The 20,289-nt window shown below is 39.0% G+C and carries 13 protein-coding genes; 12 read left to right on the top strand and 1 reads right to left on the bottom strand.

Going from position 1 to position 20,289, the window contains the following annotated elements:
- The first annotated feature begins 11 nt into the window (after positions 1-11).
- Both VIHSUH07_RS07170 and VIHSUH07_RS07165 read left to right on the top strand, forming a co-directional pair.
- Positions 12-311 (top strand): HU family DNA-binding protein, encoded by a 300-nt coding sequence (locus VIHSUH07_RS07170; RefSeq protein ID WP_005381952.1) that lies wholly within the window; start codon positions 12-14, stop codon positions 309-311.
- Between the two features lie 97 nt (positions 312-408).
- The gene (locus VIHSUH07_RS07165) at positions 409-1,563 is read left to right on the top strand and encodes an MGDG synthase family glycosyltransferase (protein WP_105084434.1); all 1,155 of its coding nucleotides are present in this window, start codon (positions 409-411) and stop codon (positions 1,561-1,563) included.
- A 96-nt stretch (positions 1,564-1,659) separates the two neighbouring features.
- On the opposite strand, the gene VIHSUH07_RS07160 is transcribed toward VIHSUH07_RS07165, so the two are convergent.
- Entirely contained in the window at positions 1,660-1,980 is a 321-nt protein-coding gene (locus VIHSUH07_RS07160; protein ID WP_105084433.1) for a hypothetical protein, read from the bottom strand.
- A 139-nt stretch (positions 1,981-2,119) separates the two neighbouring features.
- Here VIHSUH07_RS07160 and VIHSUH07_RS07155 point away from each other — a divergent pair, with 139 nt between their 5' ends.
- From VIHSUH07_RS07155 to VIHSUH07_RS07115, 10 genes are all read left to right on the top strand, one after another.
- The gene (locus tag VIHSUH07_RS07155) at positions 2,120-4,075 is read left to right on the top strand and encodes an ABC-F family ATP-binding cassette domain-containing protein (RefSeq protein ID WP_105084432.1); all 1,956 of its coding nucleotides are present in this window, start codon (positions 2,120-2,122) and stop codon (positions 4,073-4,075) included.
- A 131-nt stretch (positions 4,076-4,206) separates the two neighbouring features.
- Positions 4,207-5,676: a [FeFe] hydrogenase, group A gene (locus VIHSUH07_RS07150; RefSeq protein ID WP_105084431.1), complete on the top strand. Its 1,470-nt coding sequence runs from the start codon at positions 4,207-4,209 to the stop codon at positions 5,674-5,676.
- Between the two features lie 100 nt (positions 5,677-5,776).
- Positions 5,777-5,959, top strand: a complete 183-nt coding sequence (locus VIHSUH07_RS09635; RefSeq protein ID WP_005382859.1) for a hypothetical protein — start codon at positions 5,777-5,779, stop codon at positions 5,957-5,959.
- Positions 5,960-6,163: 204 nt separating this feature from the next.
- On the top strand, positions 6,164-6,619 hold the full coding sequence (locus VIHSUH07_RS07145) for a PTS sugar transporter subunit IIA (protein WP_105084430.1): 456 nt from the start codon (positions 6,164-6,166) through the stop codon (positions 6,617-6,619).
- A 15-nt stretch (positions 6,620-6,634) separates the two neighbouring features.
- A complete protein-coding gene (locus VIHSUH07_RS07140; protein WP_005381928.1) occupies positions 6,635-6,910 on the top strand; it encodes a PTS sugar transporter subunit IIB in 276 nt (91 codons plus the stop codon).
- Positions 6,911-6,930: 20 nt separating this feature from the next.
- A complete protein-coding gene (locus VIHSUH07_RS07135; protein ID WP_105084429.1) occupies positions 6,931-8,298 on the top strand; it encodes a PTS ascorbate transporter subunit IIC in 1,368 nt (455 codons plus the stop codon).
- Entirely contained in the window at positions 8,298-8,696 is a 399-nt protein-coding gene (locus VIHSUH07_RS07130) for a YbaN family protein (protein WP_105084428.1), read from the top strand. The genes VIHSUH07_RS07135 and VIHSUH07_RS07130 overlap by 1 nt, the downstream gene beginning before the upstream one ends.
- A gap of 200 nt (positions 8,697-8,896) precedes the next feature.
- Positions 8,897-9,787 (top strand): helix-turn-helix transcriptional regulator, encoded by an 891-nt coding sequence (locus tag VIHSUH07_RS07125; protein ID WP_369819935.1) that lies wholly within the window; start codon positions 8,897-8,899, stop codon positions 9,785-9,787.
- A gap of 200 nt (positions 9,788-9,987) precedes the next feature.
- Positions 9,988-15,009, top strand: a complete 5,022-nt coding sequence (locus VIHSUH07_RS07120) for a TonB-dependent receptor domain-containing protein (RefSeq protein ID WP_105084426.1) — start codon at positions 9,988-9,990, stop codon at positions 15,007-15,009.
- 209 nt (positions 15,010-15,218) lie between these two features.
- Positions 15,219-20,279, top strand: coding sequence for a TonB-dependent receptor plug domain-containing protein (locus VIHSUH07_RS07115; RefSeq protein WP_105084425.1), 5,061 nt, complete (start codon positions 15,219-15,221; stop codon positions 20,277-20,279).
- Positions 20,280-20,289: the final 10 nt, after the last annotated feature.

Here is a 20,289-nt window from a genome sequence, read left to right as displayed (position 1 = left end):
GAGGTTCTGTCATGAATAAAACAGAATTAATCGCAAGTGTTGCACAAAAAACTGAATTGACTAAAAAAGACGCTGAAAAAGCGGTAAAAGCTGTATTCGACACAGTTGCTGAAGAATTAGCTGCTGGTGGTAAAGTTCAAGTTATCGGCTTCGGTACTTTCGAAGTTCGTGAACGCGCTGCTCGTGAAGGCCGCAACCCACAAAACGGTAAAACTATCACTATCAAAGCTTCCAAATCTCCTGCATTCAAAGCTGGTAAAGGTTTGAAAGAACAAGTTAACGCAGCTCCTGCAAAAAAACGCAAAAAATAATCTGAATAAGATGTAAAAGAGACCCAATAGGGTCTCTTTTTTCGTCTATGTTATTTTTTCTTGTTTATGTGGTATAATCACAAGGAAAGGATAGATTATGACTACAGAACAATCACGGAAGGTCCTCATTGTATCTGCCTCTATTGGGACAGGACATATGCAGGCCGCAAGGGCGATAGAAGAATATTGGAAATTAAAAGAACCACAGGCAGAGATTAGCCATGTGGATTTTCTTGATACGGAAACCTTGTCAGTAGAACATCTTATCAAGGGTACATACATTAAGATGATTGATGTATTTCCTATGTTATACGATATGATTTATCGCGTATCAAAGGGTGAGAAAAAAGGTACTATTCTACAAACCGTTTTGTCCTACATTCTTAAAAGTCGTATGTTGAAGCTCATTCAACAAGAGAAGCCTGATGTGATTGTATTCACGCATCCATTTCCATGTGGAGCCGCCTGTATTTTGAAACGCCAAGGCCTTATTGATGTACCATTAGTAGCTATCTTAACGGATTTTAGTAGCCATCAATTCTGGATTTACCCTCAAGTAGATACCTATTTTGTTGCTACAGATGACATGGTAGGAGAAATGACGGCCGTCGGTATTGAGCAGAATAAAATCCATGTGTCCGGTATTCCGGTGCGTAGATCATTCTTTAAGGATGCCATCGATCACTATGAAATGAAATCACCTGTTAAGGTTCTCGTTATGGGTGGTGGATTAGGCCTAGGTTCATTAGAGATTGCACTTCAACATTTAGATGCGGTCAATGGTATTGATGAGATTACTGTCGTAGCGGGACAGAATACATCGCTCTATGAGTCTCTAGTAAATCTTAGTGTACGGATGAAAACGAAAACCACTGTATACGGTTATACATCTAATATTTCTGAGTTAATGCACTCAGCGACTATGCTCGTTACAAAGCCTGGTGCATTGACCTGTATGGAGGCTGTTACCATTGGGCTACCTATGGTTTTCTTTAATGCTATTCCCGGTCAAGAAGAGGCTAATGCGGAGCTATTAGAGGAGCGAGGTTGTGCGCGTTGGGCTAGAGATATACATAATTTAGAGGACGTAGTGGCTGCGTTGTTAATCAATCCGCCACGGTTACAACAAATGTCTGAACAAGCACGTGCTTGGCATGTAGATGGTGCTGCTAATATCGTAAACGAACTCATTCATATTCTCGATACAAAAACAGATGCACTTTCTACTAAGTGCGAGTTAGAAACATTGTAAATAAAAAGGTCATCCTTCAAACTAATTTACCTACCATATGTATGGATTAGGTAACCATTAGCTTGGGGATGACCTTTTTCTTATTCGCGTGGTGAATTATTGATAGTTTTCAATGTTTTCTGTACGAATCGTTTGTAATGCGTTTAAGAAATCTTCTGTTGAAGTATGTTCCTCCAGTAGTGCTTGTAATTGATGAGAATCATTAAGGCTTACACTCCATTGGAATGAATCGGTATCGTCATATACATTGAATACGATGGGCGTATCGAGTGTATCTGGCATATGACCATCGTCGTCGGATACAGTTGCATAAGTACCATCATCTAATAGTTCAACAAAAAGTGTATCATAACCATCAAAGTCGATAATTTCAAAATCTAGAGCATCATAAAAATCTAATACTGCATCTGTTGCCATGAGAACCTCCTAATAGTATGTACTTATCATGTTGGATTACTGTCTAGTTATCTATCTGTATTCTACTGATGCGGTGTATGACTGTCAATGAAAATCTGTAGTATAATAAATAACATAATGATAACAGAGGAGTACGGGAATGAACGTAATTAGTTTACAGAATATAGAGAAATCGTATGGCACACGATTATTATTTACCGATGTGTCCATAACGTTTACAAATCAAAAACGATTGGGGCTTGTGGGCATCAATGGGACTGGTAAATCGACATTTTTAAAGATTTTAACCGGTCAGATGGAGTGTGATAAGGGAACTATTGAGCGCAATGGCAAGGCTACCATCCATTATTTAGCACAAACGCCAAGCTTTGATGAAGGAAATACCTTATTGGAAGCCATTTTAGATGGTGATCATCCACGATTACAAATGGTAAAACGATTTGATAAGGCCAGTCGTGATTACCACTACATACAAGAGCAGGGCGTATCTGATGAACGTATTGAGCGCCATTATATGCAGTGCTTAGAAGAAATGGATACCCAAGATGGATGGCAAGTAGAGCAAGAGGCGCGTATCATTTTGAGTAAATTGGGCTTTCACGATGTCAATATGTCCGTTAGCCTATTATCGGGGGGTCAAAAGCGTCGATTAGCATTAGGGCAAGCCTTGCTATATCCATGCGATTTACTATTGCTGGATGAACCGACAAACCATTTAGATGAGGATAGCATTGAGTGGCTCGAAACGTATTTAAGCAATCGGCAAGGTGGCTTGTTGATTAGTACTCATGATAGATATTTCTTAGATTCTGTATGTAATGGTATTTTGGAACTATCCAATCGCCATATGTATGAATACGAAGGAAATTATGAGAAATTTATTGAGCTGAAAGCAGATCGTGAGGCTCGTCAGGCGGCTACGGAGGAAAAACGGCGTCAATTTTTAAAGCGAGAAATCGAATGGGTACGCCGTGGTGCCCAAGCTCGTAGTACCAAACAAAAGGCCCGTTTACAACGGTATGAAACGCTTAAAAATATGGAGAAAACTAGACGTCCTGATCAAATGGATCCGATTGCCTTAAAGACTCGATTGGGCAAGACCATTTTTGATATTGAACATTTAACCTTTGATTTTGATGGACGTCCTATGGTTGATGATTTTACCTATCATGTGGTGCGTCATGATCGCATCGGTATTGTAGGACCCAATGGTGTTGGTAAATCAACATTTATGAAAATCCTCGATGGCACCTATGAACCAGTGTCAGGAACCATTGGCAAAGGCGAAACTGTTCGGATTGCACACTTTAAACAGGAATTGCCTGAATTTGATGAAAACATGCGTGTCCTTGATTATATAAAAGAAGACCATTCCTATATGTCGCTCGGTGATGGCACAACGTTAAGTGCGGGTCAAATTTTGGAACGCTTTTTATTTACTCCAGAATTACATGGTGTGCCTATTCGCAAATTATCCGGTGGTGAACGTCGTAGATTATACCTCTTAAAATTGCTTATGAGTGCGCCTAATGTACTTCTCTTGGATGAACCGACTAATGATTTAGATATCCCTACACTAGAGGTGTTAGAGAATTTTCTTGATTCTTTCAGTGGCGTCATCATAACCGTGTGCCATGATCGGTATTTCCTAGACCGCGTGGTAGATAAATTATTTGTATTTACAGGCAATGGTCATATCGATATCGTACATGGATCCTATTCTGATTATAAGGCTGACATGGGTGAAAGTAATAATTCTCCATTCTATGTACCTGAACAACAGAGCTCTAGTGTGAATAGCACAGAACCATCCGCTGATTCTACGGAGACAATTGGTACATCCTCTAGTACTGAATCTAGTCGTATGGAAAGTCCTGTAAAGAAAGGCCTTAATAAGGCTGAAGAGGCAGAATATGCATCGATTATGGAGGAATTGCCAAAACTAGAGCATCTTGTTAAAGGGTTGGATGTTATGATTAGCCAAGCCGGTACGGATTATGAAAAAATGCAAACACTCATGGCTGAACGTGAAGAGACACAATCTCAAATCGATACATTGACTGAACGATGGATGGAATTAGAAGAACGTCTATAAATCTTTATTTTATGCGATTTTTTAATACCTGATATGCATAGGAATTACTTTCAGAATTATTGATAAAAATCACATTTTGTAGTATAATTTCATCGATTAACGATAACAACGTTACCTAAGTAGGAGGAAACATGAGTAAGTACGAATTTTTAGATCGTCGTGTGCCTATTGAAGAAGGCAATATTGCCATTGTGCAAGATTTATCTAAATGTAAAAACTGTTCTTTATGCCGTAAAGCATGCGCTGTTGATATGGGCGTATTCGACTATTACGATTTGACAACTAATGGAGATCATCCAATTTGTATCCATTGCGGTCAATGTGCATCTATTTGCCCTTTCGATTCCATTAACGAACGTTCTGAAATCGATGAAGTTAAGGCTGCTATTGCAGATCCTAACAAAATCGTTGTATTCCAAACTGCACCAGCTGTGCGCGTTGGTTTAGGCGAAGAATTCGGCATGGAAGCGGGTACTTTTGTAGAAGGCAAAATGGTTGCAGCCCTTCGTAAACTTGGCGGTGACTATGTACTCGATACAAACTTTGGTGCTGATATGACTATTATGGAAGAAGCATCCGAGTTAGTTGAACGTGTTCTTAATGGCAGTGGTGAATTGCCTCAATTCACATCTTGCTGTCCTGCTTGGGTAAAATTTGCTGAAACATTCTACCCAGAATTTTTACCAAATCTATCTACTGCTAAGAGTCCAATTGCGATGCAAGCGCCTACGCAAAAAACATATTTTGCTGAAAAAATGGGCATCGACGCAAAACAAATGGTAGCAGTAGCGGTAACGCCTTGTACTGCTAAGAAATTTGAAATTCGTCGTGACGAAATGAATTCTTCTGCAGAATACTGGGAATCGCCAGAAATGCGCGATACAGATTACTGTATTACTACACGTGAACTTGCTAAATGGTTGCGTGCAGAAGAAGTTAACTTTGATGAATTGGAAGATTCCACGTTTGATCCATTGATGGGTGAAGCATCCGGTGGTGGTATCATCTTCGGTAACACTGGTGGTGTTATGGAAGCAGCTATGCGTACTGCTTATAAACTTGTAACAGGTGAAGATGCTCCTAGCACATTGATTCCATTCGAAGCTATTCGCGGTATGGATGGTGCGCGTGAAGCTGATGTAGTGATTGGTGATAAAACATTACATGTAGCGGCTGTTCATGGTACTGGCAACTTGCGTAAATTCATTGAACGCATGCGTGCAGAAAACATCCATTATGATTTCATCGAAGTTATGGCTTGTCGTGGTGGCTGTATCGGTGGTGGTGGTCAACCACGCGTTAAATTACCAATGGCTGATAAGGCTCGTGAAGCTCGTATTGCATCCTTGTATACTCGTGATGCAGAGGTACAAGTGAAAGCGGCTTGTGATAATCCAGATATCCAAAAATTATATGCTGAGTTCTTCGATGGCAAACCTATGAGCCACAAAGCACATCACATGTTGCATACTACATTTGTGAGCCGTGCAGAAGACTTAGGTCCTAATGGTGCATGTACACCCGCTACATGTCCAACGTCTGTACCTAATTTGAAAAAAGCAGCAGAAGCTGCAAAAGCGGCTGCAGAAGCTAATAATTAATTATTTATAAATTTGGATAAAAATCTTGAAAATCCGCATAAAATAGCATATACTAATTATTGTGAGAGACAATAATATAATGATTCTTAGAGAGAGGTATATGTTAATGACCTGGGGCGGACAGAGAGAAGGTTCTGGTCGTAGACCTCGTATGTACAAACGCGAATGTCGATCGTTCCGTTTGACAGACGAGGAATATCAAATCCTGAAACCATTAGTAGAGGCTATTAGAACGCGTACAGATGCATCTAATAAGCAACACTTAGAGTACTTGAATAACTAAATATTGACATGGTGTATGTATATAAAATATCTTTTTTGTACTCTTCCAATAATAGCAACTCTTATATATGCCATGTGAATAAGCGAAAGTTAGACCCTTTTGGGGTCTAACTTTTTTTTGTAAATAAATACATAAGGTATAGGCATTTTAACTATACCTAGTTATAATATGAGTATACAAGTTGTAAGTATAGGAGGTGTTAGCTTGTTACAAGATTTATTATCAGAGGATAATGTATCGTTTCATTATCCTGCTGAGACATGGGAAGATGTGATTCGTCATGGTGGTCAGCTCATGGTCGATGGTGGTTTTACAGATCCTACATATACAGAGGCTATGATTGACGTAGTTCGTGACATGGGGCCGTACATCGTATTGGCACCGGGTCTTGCTATGCCTCATGCGCGCCCAGAAATGGGGGCTAAGCAAGTCGGTGCGGCTTTGGTAACGTTAGAAAAGCCTATCGATTTTGGTAGCCCAGAAAATGATCCTGTATCAGTAGCGGTATTTTTATGTGCGCCGAATAAGGATGAACATATTCAATTGCTTACCGATATTGCAACCCTATTTGAGGATGAAGAATTCCTTGATGCAGCGGTAAATTTTGAAAGCCTTGAAGATGTACAATCTTTTTTAGCAGAACATCTTGATGAAGCGTAATTTTGGAGGTGGACTATGATTTCTATTTTAACAGTATGTGGTAATGGCATCGGTTCTAGTTTGATGTTAAAAATGAAAATTGAAGAAATTTGTGCTGAAAATAATATCGAAGCACAAGTAGAATCAATCGATTTTAATGCGGCTCAAGGTCGCAAGGCAGATTTAATTGTTACTGTAAAGGAATTGGCAGAACAATTTGAGGACAAGGATGTAGCTATTGTACGTAGTTATATTAATAAAAAGAAAATTAAAGAAGATATTTTGGAACGATTACAACAAATCGCTAAGTAACTCATAGAGGAGATAATTCTATGGAAATGATATTAGAATTCTTACGAGATGTATTAAGTCAACCAGCCTTGTTAATTGGTATTATGTCCTGTGTAGGCTTAATCGCTTTAAAACGACCATTTCATAAGATTATGACTGGTACATTAAAACCGATTCTCGGCTATTTAATGCTTGCTGCTGGTGCAGGTGTTATCGTTAGCAATCTTGATCCACTTGGAAAAATGATTGAACACGGATTCCATATTACCGGTGTTGTGCCAAATAATGAAGCTATCGTAGCGGTAGCACAAAAGGTGCTTGGTGTTGAAACGATGTCTATCCTCGTTGTAGGCTTATTGATGAACTTATTAATTGCTCGTTTCACCAAATTTAAGTATGTATTCCTTACAGGTCACCACAGTTTATTTATGGCTTGCTTAATGTCTGCCGTGCTTGGTACTGCAGGTTTATCTGGTATTGAATTGATTCTTGTTGGTGGCTTCTTAATGGGCGCTTGGTCCGCTATTTCTCCAGCTATCGGTCAAAGCTATACTTCTAAAGTTACCGATGGCGATGAAATCGCATTGGGCCACTTTGGTAGTTTAGGTTACTATCTATCTGCATGGGTAGCAAAATACGTAGGTAAGGCAGAGGAAAGTACAGAAGACATTGAAATTCCTGAAAAATGGGGCTTCTTACGTGATTCTACGTTATCTACTGCCTTGACTATGATCGTATTTTATTTGATTGCAGCTATTGCGGCTGGTTCCGAATTCGTATCAACTCTATCCGGTTCTATGAGCCCATACCTATTTGCTGTTATGAGCGCTATGAACTTTGCCGTAGGTGTAGCTATCGTATATTCTGGTGTTCGTATGATCTTGGGGGACTTGATTCCAGCATTCCAAGGTATTGCTACAAAAATCATTCCTAATGCAATTCCAGCGGTAGACTGTGCCGTATTCTTTACCTATGCACCAACAGCCGTTGTATTAGGCTTTATTAGCTCCTTTATCGGCGGTATCATCGGTATGCTTATTCTAGGTGCTGTAGGTGGCGTACTCATCATTCCTGGTCTTGTACCTCACTTTTTCTGCGGTGCAACAGCAGGTATTTATGGTAATGCTACCGGTGGTCGCCGTGGTGCAGCTGTAGGTGCATTCCTTAATGGTTTAGCTATCACATTCTTGCCAGCACTAGCATTGCCAGTTTTAGGCCAATTAGGTTTCCAAAATACGACATTCGGCGATGCGGACTTTGCCGTAATGGGTCTTGTACTTGGTAATGCCTTTGAATGGATTGGCATGGCTGGTATTTATGGCGTCGTTGTTATTGCAGCCCTTGTTCTTATTATTCCTAACTTCATTAAAACAAAAGGGAAAGTTATTAATTACGTAGAAGAAGAGTAATGAAAACAGCTGAGCAACATAGTAATGTCGTAATTCGATATATATTCTTAACCATTGGCGCTATAAGTTTTTGCCTTGGTACAGCAGGTATCGTATTACCAATATTGCCAACAGTCCCCTTTTATATGCTTACCTTATTTTGTTTAGCTCGTGGATCTGAACGCTTTCATAGAATGTTTTTGGAGTCCCAATTATATAAAAAGACAGTTGGTGCGTATGAACGCGATAAAGCATTGACGTTGCGGGCAAAGTTGTCCATTTTAGCTTCTGTAACTACAATCATGCTAATAGGTGCCTATTTTTCTAGAAATATCCCTATTGCCCTTATCATCATGGCAGTCGTATGGATTGCTCATGTTATAGCATTATTATTGGTAGTTAAAACAAAAAATAAATAATAATATGAAAATCCTCCCATTAGAGCATGCTTTAATGGGAGGATTTTTTTAGGTTCATTAATTATATTTAGAAGATGAATGTATATTTCGTATTTTAATAAAGATTACATGAATTATTACTAAAATGAATTTGACAATTAATCTCAAAATATTTACTATTAATGTATTGTTTATAATTTATATATATATATGGTGATATTATGAATCCACATGCTCATATGAAAGGACAATCAGGGGTATGTATGGCTAGACATACCGTATTTGACGGTATTGATTTGCTATTCCTTGATGTAAAGCGTGAAACGATTCAATTTTTCGCCCAATCTCATACAAAGACCTTTGCAATTAATCATTGTGAAGAGGGACGTATTGAATGCAAATTCGCATCTGGAGAATACTTGTATATGGGGCCAGGGGATATGTCGTTAGGGTGGCATATTAGGTCTGATTATCAACATGAAAATTACTTCCCTACAAAATCGTTTAAAGGGATAGTGCTATTAGTAGATGTAGAACGAGCTCAGCATGTATTAGATACCCTTGTAGCAGATACACAAATTGATTTGGCTGCCATAGCCAATCGATTTTGTGAAAATACAGACTTTGGTATGATGATGGAGGAAACTGAGTCGGTTCGCCAAATTTTTTCCAGTTTATATAATGTGCCAGATCAAATTAGGTCTCATTATTTTAAGCTCAAGATTGTAGAAATATTTTTATTATTATCTGTAATCTCTACAGACTCCTATGAAAAACGAGGAAGTTACCGAAAGCAACAGGTAGATATTGTAAAAGCGGTAAGTAAATATTTGTCTAAGAATTTTGTCAAACGCATTACTATTGATGATTTATCTCGTGACTTTGATGTCCCAGCATCAACCTTAAAGCGTTGCTTTAAAGGCGTATATGGTGTGACGATTCATCAATTCATCAAAGAATGTCGCCTTAATGAGGCAAAACGTTTACTCCAAGAAACGGATGAATCCATCTTACAAATTGCTAATGCCGTAGGGTATGAAAACGGTAGTAAATTTACAAGTACCTTTAAGGACTTTGTCGGTATGACACCTAGTGATTATCGTAGAGTATAATTACATATTGTTTAACTATATCTAACAAAAGTATCAAAATCGTATAATTTTGGTCTTTTCGGAGTAGATATGCATAATACACTTTGCTAACATATTAAATGTAAATGATTTTCAATGTCATTGGTGTTAGCAGAGTGTATTTTTTTATTGCTAATTGTGATGATGCATATAGTTGAGTGAGATTATAAGAGGAGGCAACAATGAATCGGTGGAGCCGTACAAAGCGCTATTTAGTATTATCTAGTGCAGTCGCATTGTGGTTGAATGCGCCGTTCGTTGTTTGGGCTGATAATGCGGCAGTTACTACTGATGTAGTTCATGTAAAGGGGACATGGGCGGAAGAACAAGCTAAACTAGAATCCCAACAAACGACAATTATTACTAAAAAGGATATTGCTAAGAAGCAAGCAAAATCTGTTGAGGACATTGTGTTTTCCGAAACAGGTGTGTCTAGAACGGTAGATTCTATGGGGCGTGTTGGTGTTTCTATTCGCGGTGCTGATCCGCGACACACATTAATTCTTGTAGATGGCCAACCTGTTATGGGCGATCTTGCAAAATACCAAGGTGCTGGTGATGAATTACAACGGCTTGGTACGGAAAATGTAGAACGCATTGAAATTATTCAGGGGGCAGCCAGTGCTAAATATGGTTCTGATGCTATTGGTGGTGTTATCAATGTCATCACTAATAAACCGCGGAGCATACCGTCCGTACAATTTAATGCAGAAGGCCGTAGAACCATGGGCGATGGAGACATTGTGCCATACTCCAATTTCTTTATGCGTGCCGATTCTGGATCCTTAGGAAAGTTTAAAATGAATATTCATGGCAGTAAACGGGACATTATGCCTATATACGCTAGTGAAGCGCGGCGCTCTACTTCCATGACTAGCGATGAGGATCATGGTTTCTTAAAGAATTCGTTACGCTATTATGGAACAAATTCTAATATTGGTCTTGCTGCTACTTATGATATTAACGATAAACAATCTTTAGCACTACGTGTGGAGCGATATAATGAGGATTTAGAACGTTATGTAAAGCGTAGTAACTCCTATATGGAGCCACAAGTTCACTATAAACGTGATTTAGATCGAAATAATCTAAATTTAAGCTATAATGGTCGCAATGATAAAAGCTCGTGGAGAGCAGAGTTAAATTATACGCGTACAAAAGAAGATGATGTAACCTTAACAAGTGACTATGGCAATAGTACGTATGAAGGTAAAAATACATTAAATTATGTAGATAATGTGGACCACCGCCAGTGGAATTTAACGCTTGGCGGAGATACGCAAATTAACAAAAAACACTTTTTGTCATATGGTGTAGGTTTTGTACGTGAAACCGGTGAAGGTAGCCGTCTTAAAAATGCGCCTACAACATATAAACGTCATATTGATCCATGGGATTATGATAAGAGTTTGGCCGTTAGAAATGGTGTGCCATCTTCAACTGTTTACGATCATTCTTTCAAAAAGAATGAAGCCGGTGTAGAGCAGTGGAATAAGGAGAAAGAATGGTATAATGGCGATAAAAATGACGCTAGTACATTGCCAGAATTTACCTATGAGGACTACATTCGTTATCTAGATACGACCGGTAGTGATTCATCTGCTGTTATGGGCTTAGTGGATGGTCCTACGACAGAAAATTCCTTAAAAAATCGCAATCCTGAGGCATATGCACGGTACCAACAATTCGCTCGTCGTTTATTGGCGGAAAATCAAGCGTTTATCGCCGACTATCATGCTAATAAGGAAGGTAGAACCGATGCTAATGGCAAGTACTATCCTGCATTACATGATGCCTATTTGCCAAGTTTCTACTATGGTACTGTATCTGATTTTGATTCTACGCAGTTGAAATTAAATGGTTCTTACTTTAAAGAAGAATATTTAAAACGTGTTAATCAACAAACAGCAGGTCGTGCTGAAATTAAGAAACAAAATTTCTATATTCAAGATACTTGGCAAGTGAATAAAAACACTACATTGTCGCCGATTGTTCGACTAGACCACAGTGATTTATTTGGATCTAACCTATCTTTCAATCTAGGTATGACTCATAATGTGAAAGGAAATCCACATCGCAGATTCAAGGCTAATGTAGGGACTAGTTATACTGAACCAGGTATGGGCGAACTATACTACAACTGGGAAATGTATGGCCCTAATATTACGTTTGCTACTATCGGAGGCGGGGAAGCGCGACTCGGTTGGTATTGGGTAGGCAATCCAAATCTTAAACCAGAAAAAGCGATGAACTTTGACCTATCCTTAGAGGGTGAAAATAAAAATACCTATGGAAAGGTGACAGTATTCCACAATAATATTCGAAATTATATGTCTGTATATAATACAGGCTATCTAATGGATTTCTATCCTCAATATGATGAATCCACAAGCTATGGTGCTGCTAAATTCTCTCATGCACCTGATATGATTTATAGTTTCCGAAATATTGGTAAGGCACAAATTACAGGCCTTCAATTTGAGGTTAAGCAAAATTTAAATAAACACTGGAAGGCACGTCTTGGCTATACATATTTACGAGCTATCAATAAGACTGATAAAGATATGCCACGCGAACTATTAGACAAACCGCGTCATAAGGTTGATATCGGTGTAGATTTTGAAGATCAAGCTAGCGGATGGAGTGGTAGCCTTTGGGGCGATTACTATATTCACATGCTGGATAGTAATTCCTTATCTGGCGGTGGCAATTATATGGTATCCTACGTGGATCCAGATAATTCGGATCGTTCCATTATTCGATATAACATGAATACGAAACGTTCTGCGGATATGTATGAACATAAGACATATGGCATTTGGAACTTTATGATTCAGAAAAAAATAGACAAGGATTCTCGCGTTTATTTTGGTATCGACAACATCTTCAATCATCGTGATGACGATCGTGCTATGTCTGCTCGTGTATATCGCATTGGTTTGAATATGAAATTTGGTTTAGGTTCTGGTGAAAGCAAATCTAAACTCACAAAAGAACAACTGTTGGCTTTACCACCTGCTGTACTTGAAGGATTCTTAGCACGTCCATTTGATGAATCTAAGAAGAAGGGGGTAGAACTGGTAGGAGATTATCGGGTACGTTCCGATAGCCATTTAGGCTCTAATCGTCCTGCCACAAAAATCACCCCTACAAGCTCTATCTCTGATGCGGCTACTAAAAACTTAGGTGATCCGAAAGAACATGGCTTGGAACAACGGATACGCGTTGGCGTTGATGCACGTTTAAATGATACAACTAATGTACGTGTCGTAGGTAGTGCATCTGGTCAAAGCGGTGTAGATAGCAGTCATGTTACAGAAGGTTCTAGTGGACTCAATAAACAACGCCTTGAAGAATTAGATGTAACACATCATAGTGCTAAATGGGATCACAGTGTGGGCCGTATTAGTGAATCTATGGGGGTTACCGGTTATTGGTTTAATAAGGAATACGATGGTATTCGCAGTGTGTGGACTAATAAGAACACACAAGTACGTGTTGGTGCAGGTAGCTTTAAACATAGTACTGGCATTACAGATAGTGCATATACTCATGGTATTTATACGAAATTTAACCGCGTTCCAACTGTTGAGGAATTCATCGGTATTGTAGGCGCTGCTGATGGTAGTAATCAAGAACTTGTTATTCCCAATGCACCGAATACGATTAATTTCTATCAACAATTGAAAGCCTTACATGACCAAGAGGTGGCATTAGCATCTGATTTAACAACATTAAAGCAGAATATTAGCGATTTGGAATCGGATATTTGGTCTAAGGAAAATCTTGATGGATGGACTGAAGCTCAATTGGCACCATTAAAAGCTAATTTAGCTAATATGCAAGCGTCGTTACCAGATGTAGAAGCACGTGTAGCTAAGGCACAAGAACCAATACGGACTGCTCAATTCGATGTGGTACGTAGGATGCAAGACATTGCGGTACAAGCCTATGGCGCTGATGCGAATAAAAAGACGATATTAATTCAGATGCCTGAAATACCAGTTAAAATGGTGTATAAGGATAAATACTATGATGAAGATACTGAGCAATGGGTTCCTGACGAAGGTACAATGAATGTAAATATTGCACCGGGTAAGTTGGACTTAACTAAAAATGATCCATTGTATGAAGTGAAATTAAGTGATACGTCCGTACTAGCTGATAATGGTAAGACATTCCTTGCCAACTGGTATGATAAGAATAAGGATGCTATAAATGCGTCATATCGAGCTAGAGCTGAAGAACGGGCTAAGCTTATCTTTAGTAAAGATGCGACTTATACTATTGAATTTGATGACTCTGCTTTGGATGGTTTGTCTGATAAAATTTATAAGGTTAATGCTATTGATGTTAAAGACTCTGGTATGTCAGATGTAATTAATGTAAATGGCAGTGCACACTATCCAATGTTGATAGCATCCTATTTTAATAATATAACTCGTATGCTAGAAAGTGCAGATGGCCATAGTAGATTGCCAAGGGAAGCACTAGGTAAGTATACAGGTGCCATCATCCCTACAACTGGTGTCGTATTGCAAAGTGATACCATTCCTCCGATTGAAAAGACTGCTTATGTACAAGTTAAACATATGGTAACTCCGCGTCTTGGCGTAGCTGCATGGTATTTACGTTCCTTTGGTGGTAGCGATTATCGATTCTATACAGCAAATGGTAACAGTACAGAAGCTCATGAGTTTAACAATGTAGCCAATGTATTTGGTATCGGCGCTAAATATCAATTGAACCGTAATGCTAGTGTATCCTTTGATTATGGTCAAAATCGTAGTGATTTTGGTCGTTTCATGAATGGCAATACGCATTATGAACATGTGGCTGGCACATCTACCTTTGATATGAAAGGTCGCGATGTTGGTGGTACACCTCATTTTTGGGCATTGCGTTTTGATATTGGAAAGGCGGACATGGAAAAAGCCGGCTCTTGGGAAGCCTTTGTAGATTATAAATATTTCTCTCATGGTTCCTTCTTTGGTGGCAATGGTACTGAGGCAGTACCAGATCGTTATTTAGATGGTATTAAGAGCTTTACCTTTGGTGGTGGTTATGTACCGGCGAAGAATCTACTTTTACAAGCATACTATACATTTGATGCGAAAGGCATCAACAAACGAGATACCTTATATGGGGCTGAAAACTTTAAACTTGGAAACTATACTCGTTTCCAAATGACATATAAATTCTAAAATTTATAGTCATTTTAGTCCAAAACGTATATTTTTGGTCTATTCGGAGTAGATATACAAGATACACTTTGTTAACATAAAATTGTAAATGATTTTCAATGTCATTGCGGTGTTGGCAAAGTGTATTTTTTATATGCCCGGAATATAGGATATAGGCTTTGTAAATTTATATGTATCGTTGAGAGAATTAGGATTGTGAGGAGGCAACAGTGAATCGATGGGAACGTACAAAACGCTATTTAGTCCTATCTAGTGCGGTTGCATTATGGCTAAATGCACCTCTCGTCGTTATGGCGGATAATGCAGCCGTTACGACAGATGTAGTTCATGTACAAGGCACATGGGCTCAAGAAGAAGCAAAGTTAAATCCACAGCAAGTGCAAATCATTACCAAAAAAGAGATTGAGAAGAAGCAAGCGAAGTCCGTCGAAGATATTATATTTACCCAAACGGGTGTTTCTAGAACCGTTGATGCCATGGGGCGCGTCGGTGTATCCATTCGCGGTGCAGAGGCTCGTCATACATTGATTCTTGTGGACGGGCAACCAGTACTTGGTGATTTTGATAAGTACTCTGGTGCCGCTGATGAAGTTCAACGGCTAGGTGCCGAAAATGTAGAACGCATTGAGGTTATTCAAGGTGCAGCCAGTGCTAAGTACGGCTCAGATGCCGTGGGTGGTGTCGTTAATATCATCACTAAGAAAGCACTAAAAAAACCAACATTACAAGTGAATGCCGAAGGAATGCGTCGTAAGAGTGATGGCGATTTATTCCCATTCCAAAACTTTTATATCCGAGCTGATTCGGGGCAGATGGGTAAATTAAAGGTTGGCTTATCTGGTAGTAAACGCGATTTAATGCCTGTCCTTGCATCGGTTAAACGCCGTGCATCGGGGATGGGCTTTGACTATGCGAAGCATAACTTTAAACCCAATGTACTGCGCTACTATGGTGATGCATCTGATATTGGTCTGGTAGCAACGTATGAAGCGAATAAGAACAATAAATTTGAAATGCGTTTAAATCGATATACGGAAGACCTTGTACGGGATATTAAACATTCTGATTCCGATTTAGAGCCACAACAACATTTCAAACGGACTGCAGGCCGTAATACGATTAACCTTTCATGGAATGCTAGAGCTGGTAAAAGCGATTGGACCGTAGAAACAAACTACTCCCGCATTAAAGAAGACGACGTAGCGCTTATCAATTATACGGGACGATCCTCTTATGAAGGCTCAAATGAGTTACGGTATATTGACAATATCGATCATCGTCAATTAGATGTTCGACTCAATGCGAATACGCAGCTTAATAATAAGCATCGTCTTAGTTATGGTGTTAGCTATGCTCGTGAAGAAGGATCTGGCAGCCGTCTAAAGAGTTCCCCTAATACGAGTACCATGTATATCGACCCTTGGGCGTATGATAAGAGCTTACTTGTCGATAAGCTAGATCGTCTTGTGCGTAAAAAAGGGGATAACAGTGTTAAGGTTTATTCCCATATTCATGACTATAAATTCATAAACTCTAGTAGCGGTATGCCGCAATGGGATATGGATTATGAATACTATGGTGCTGAAACAGATGCTCAGAAACCGGGGATTACATATGATGATTATGTAAATTATGGTTTATCTGAAGGGGCTATTAGCTCTTGGTCTAGTACATCTCCTAATAATCAACCTATATCCGATGATTTTAGAAATCGTTATAATGCATTAAAATCTCGATTAGAAGCAGAAAATCCGGATATGGCTAATACTCGTTCAAATATCGTAGGTGACTACTTTAAATATGGCGAGTCTAGTGATCCTGAAATGCGTAAAAAAGCACCTAAACTAAATGGCAAGGCCTTCTTAGAAGAGTATCGCAATCGCGACCAACGCTTGACGACTGGTCAAGGTACAATTCGTAAGATGAATGCTTATATCTCCGATACTTGGCAAGTGAATAAAAATCTTACATTTGTTCCTATTATCCGACTAGATAATAGCAGTTTGTTTGGTTCCAATTTATCCGCATCCATGGGGATGACCTATAATGTGAAAGGCAACCCTCATCGTCGATTTAAGGCCAATGTCGGCACCGGTTATACTGAACCTGGTATGGGCGAACTATGGTATAACTGGGAAATGTATGCATCTAATCCGGTAGGTATTGGTGTTGCAAAACTCGGTTGGTATTGGGCGGGTAATCCAAATTTAAAACCTGAAAAATCGCTTAACATTGATATGAGTTTAGAAGGGGAAAATAAAAACACCTATGCTCGTGTTGGTGTATTCCATAACCGCATCAAAAACTATATGTCGGTTTATTTCACTGGTGAATTCCAAGATTTTGCACCATATTTGAAAGGTGACGCAAAATACCAACGCGCTCCGGATATGATTTATAGCTTTAAGAATATCGGTATGGCTGAAATCACAGGCCTTCAAGCAGAAGTGCAACAAAAATTCGGCAAATATTGGTCCGGTAAATTAGGATATACCTATTTACATGCGATTAATAAGAGCGACCCAACTATGCCTCGTCAATTATTGGATAAACCGGTACATAAGGTAGATATTGGTGTCACCTATGACAATCCAAAAACTGGTTGGAATGGATCTATTTGGGGTGATTATTATATCAATATGTTAGATAGTAACACCTTAAATAATGGTGGTAACTACTGGCCAGATATTTTATCCGGTGATGCAGGCGTATACAAAAAGCAAGTTTACCAAAAGAAAACATTTGGTATTTGGAACTTAATGGTTCAAAAACGATTTAATAAGAATGCCATGATGTACTTTGGTATTAACAATATCTTTAATCATCGCGATGATGACCGAGCAACGCAAGAACGTGTATATCGTATCGGCGTTAACCTCAAATTTGGCGGTGGCGATGCTAAGTCTACGCCAATCGGAAAAGATAGTAATAAAGTCGCAAATGGCAGCGTAACTAATGGCGCATCCGGTAGTGAAGGGGGTGTACAAAATATATCCGAAGTTGTTAAATTAACTGACTTTATTCGTCCTGATTTTGATACAACCAAGGAACGTGGCATTGAGTTTATCGGCGATTATCGTGCGCGCTGGATGTCTCATGATGGTTCCAATCGTCCGCAATCCCCATTCCGCTCTAATTCAGCCATCGGTTCTGCTAAGACGAATATGTATGATTCTAATCGACATAGCTTTGAACAACGGATTCGCCTTGGATTTGATGCTCGTCTTAACCCATTCACAAATCTCTCCGTTATCGGTAGCATGACGGGTATGAGCGGCGTTGATACAAGTTGGACTAAATCTGAATCGAAAGGATTTAACCATCAACGCCTTGATACGGTTGATCTTACTAGACATGTTAAGAAATGGGATGTTTCTGTAGGTCGTTTAAACGAACCTATGGGTGCTAGTGGCTATTGGTTTGGTCAATCCTATGATGGGGTTCGCGGCGTATGGACTGGTAATGATACCCAAGTTCGCGTTGGTGTAGGCAGCTTTAAACATAGCACTGGTATTAGTGATTCTGCGTATACTCATGTGGTACATGAGGTGATTACTAGACCGCCAACAGCAGCAGAGTTAATTGGTATTAACCGTGACGAATATCCTTACGATATCAATAATGCTACAAAAACAGGGTCTGATGGTGAAAGCAAGTCCAGTGATGATGCACCAGCACCAGATAGCCCTTCAGGTATTTATGAATCTACCTATAAAGGTAAAGTAGATACAATTTACTTCTATCAACAGCTTAAGGATTTACAGGATGAGTATGAAGCGTATAAAGAATCATTGAACCTCAGCTGGAGTAATCCAAATCGGGATCAAGAGATTGAAAAGGCTAATAATAAATTAGCAGAAACCCAACAAAAGCAAGCACAAGTTATGGCACATTTACAAGATATTCTCACTAAAGCATATCCATCTGAAATGGCTGATAAGAAATTCTCCTTAGCTATTCCATCTGGTGGCTATGCAATGTATGAAATCACTAATAAGAATACAGGTGAGAAACTCTATAAAACTGGAGAAATCATGTATAATGTGAATTCCTCTTTATACCCTGAATACCTAAAAGAAAAGGCTAAGGGGCTCATTGTTTCTACTGATAATAAAGATGCTTTAATAAATCCAAAAGCTTATATTGATCAACATGCTGCAGATATTAATCAATCTATTTCGGAAATCGCAAAATATAATGCCGCAGATAACTGGTCTAACTATAATAATAGCGAGTTAGATACTGTTTGGGTTAAACAACCAGATGGTACGTTTAAACAATCCTATGATTATTATGGACAACCATCTAGCGACTATGAATTTACTGGCTATTTAGGTGTAAAAACGTATAAATACGATAGTGGAAAATATGTATTTAGCGATTATGATGCTAAAGATGCCCTTTATAATAAGAACTTTACAATGTCCTATGATGATTGGGGCGAAGGTAGCTCCGATTATGGTTGGGGCATGACACCAGCAATGTACAACTATTTATATAATCTTGAAAAAGTTGTACACGACGCAGAGTCTGAAAATAAATTACCACGTGAAGCGATTGGTAAAATCATCGGTAATATTATTCAAACAGAAGGTGTAGTTCTTGAAAAAGATACAATTCCACCTATTGAAACGGCAGCGTTTGTTCAAGTGAAGAAACAAATTGGAGATCGTCTTGGCTTACAAGCATGGTACTTACGCTCCTTTAATGGTAGTAAACGTACATTCTTAAATGCTAATGGTAATGGCAATGATGAACAAAGCTTCTCCAATATAGCAAATGTATTTGGCATTGGCGCTAAATATCAAATCGGTGAAAGTGCAGTACTTACTGTAGATTATGGTCAAAATAGATCGAAATTTGGTCGCTACATGAACGGTAATACTGTATATGACCATGAACGTGGAACCGCAGACTTTACTGTGAAAGGTCACCAAATGGGTGGTACACCTCATTTCTGGATGGCTCGCCTCGATATTGGTCGTGCGGATATCGATGTTCCAAAATCTTGGAACGCGTTCATCGATTATAAATACTTCGCTCATGGCTCTTTCCTCGGTGGTAATGGTACAGGTGCTGTACCGGATCGTTACCTCGATGGTATTCGCAGCTTTACCTTCGGTGCTGGGTATGTACCACGCAAGGATTTACTCCTTGAAGCATTCTATACATTTGATGCGAAGGGCACAAATAAACGAGATACTTTATATGGTAATGAAAGCTTTAAGTTAGGCGATTATGCAAGAATTCAAGGAACGTACAGGTTCTAATGTGCAGTCT

The sequence above is a fragment of the Veillonella sp. T34266-5 genome, assembly GCF_002959815.1.
GTDB lineage: Bacteria > Bacillota > Negativicutes > Veillonellales > Veillonellaceae > Veillonella > Veillonella atypica.
The sequence above is the reverse complement of the archived record's forward strand: the minus strand, read 5'-3'. Positions and strand labels throughout refer to the sequence as shown.

What these genes read in the sequence shown, in the direction of transcription:
- VIHSUH07_RS07170 (WP_005381952.1), top strand. Translation starts at nt 12, where the DNA reads ATGAATAAAACAGAATTAATCGCAAGTGTTGCACAAAAAACTGAATTG.
- VIHSUH07_RS07165 (WP_105084434.1), top strand. Translation starts at nt 409, where the DNA reads ATGACTACAGAACAATCACGGAAGGTCCTCATTGTATCTGCCTCTATT.
- VIHSUH07_RS07160 (WP_105084433.1), bottom strand. Translation starts at nt 1,980, where the DNA reads ATGGCAACAGATGCAGTATTAGATTTTTATGATGCTCTAGATTTTGAA.
- VIHSUH07_RS07155 (WP_105084432.1), top strand. Translation starts at nt 2,120, where the DNA reads ATGAACGTAATTAGTTTACAGAATATAGAGAAATCGTATGGCACACGA.
- VIHSUH07_RS07150 (WP_105084431.1), top strand. Translation starts at nt 4,207, where the DNA reads ATGAGTAAGTACGAATTTTTAGATCGTCGTGTGCCTATTGAAGAAGGC.
- VIHSUH07_RS09635 (WP_005382859.1), top strand. Translation starts at nt 5,777, where the DNA reads ATGTTAATGACCTGGGGCGGACAGAGAGAAGGTTCTGGTCGTAGACCT.
- VIHSUH07_RS07140 (WP_005381928.1), top strand. Translation starts at nt 6,635, where the DNA reads ATGATTTCTATTTTAACAGTATGTGGTAATGGCATCGGTTCTAGTTTG.
- VIHSUH07_RS07135 (WP_105084429.1), top strand. Translation starts at nt 6,931, where the DNA reads ATGGAAATGATATTAGAATTCTTACGAGATGTATTAAGTCAACCAGCC.
- VIHSUH07_RS07130 (WP_105084428.1), top strand. Translation starts at nt 8,298, where the DNA reads ATGAAAACAGCTGAGCAACATAGTAATGTCGTAATTCGATATATATTC.
- VIHSUH07_RS07125 (WP_369819935.1), top strand. Translation starts at nt 8,897, where the DNA reads ATGAATCCACATGCTCATATGAAAGGACAATCAGGGGTATGTATGGCT.
- VIHSUH07_RS07120 (WP_105084426.1), top strand. Translation starts at nt 9,988, where the DNA reads ATGAATCGGTGGAGCCGTACAAAGCGCTATTTAGTATTATCTAGTGCA.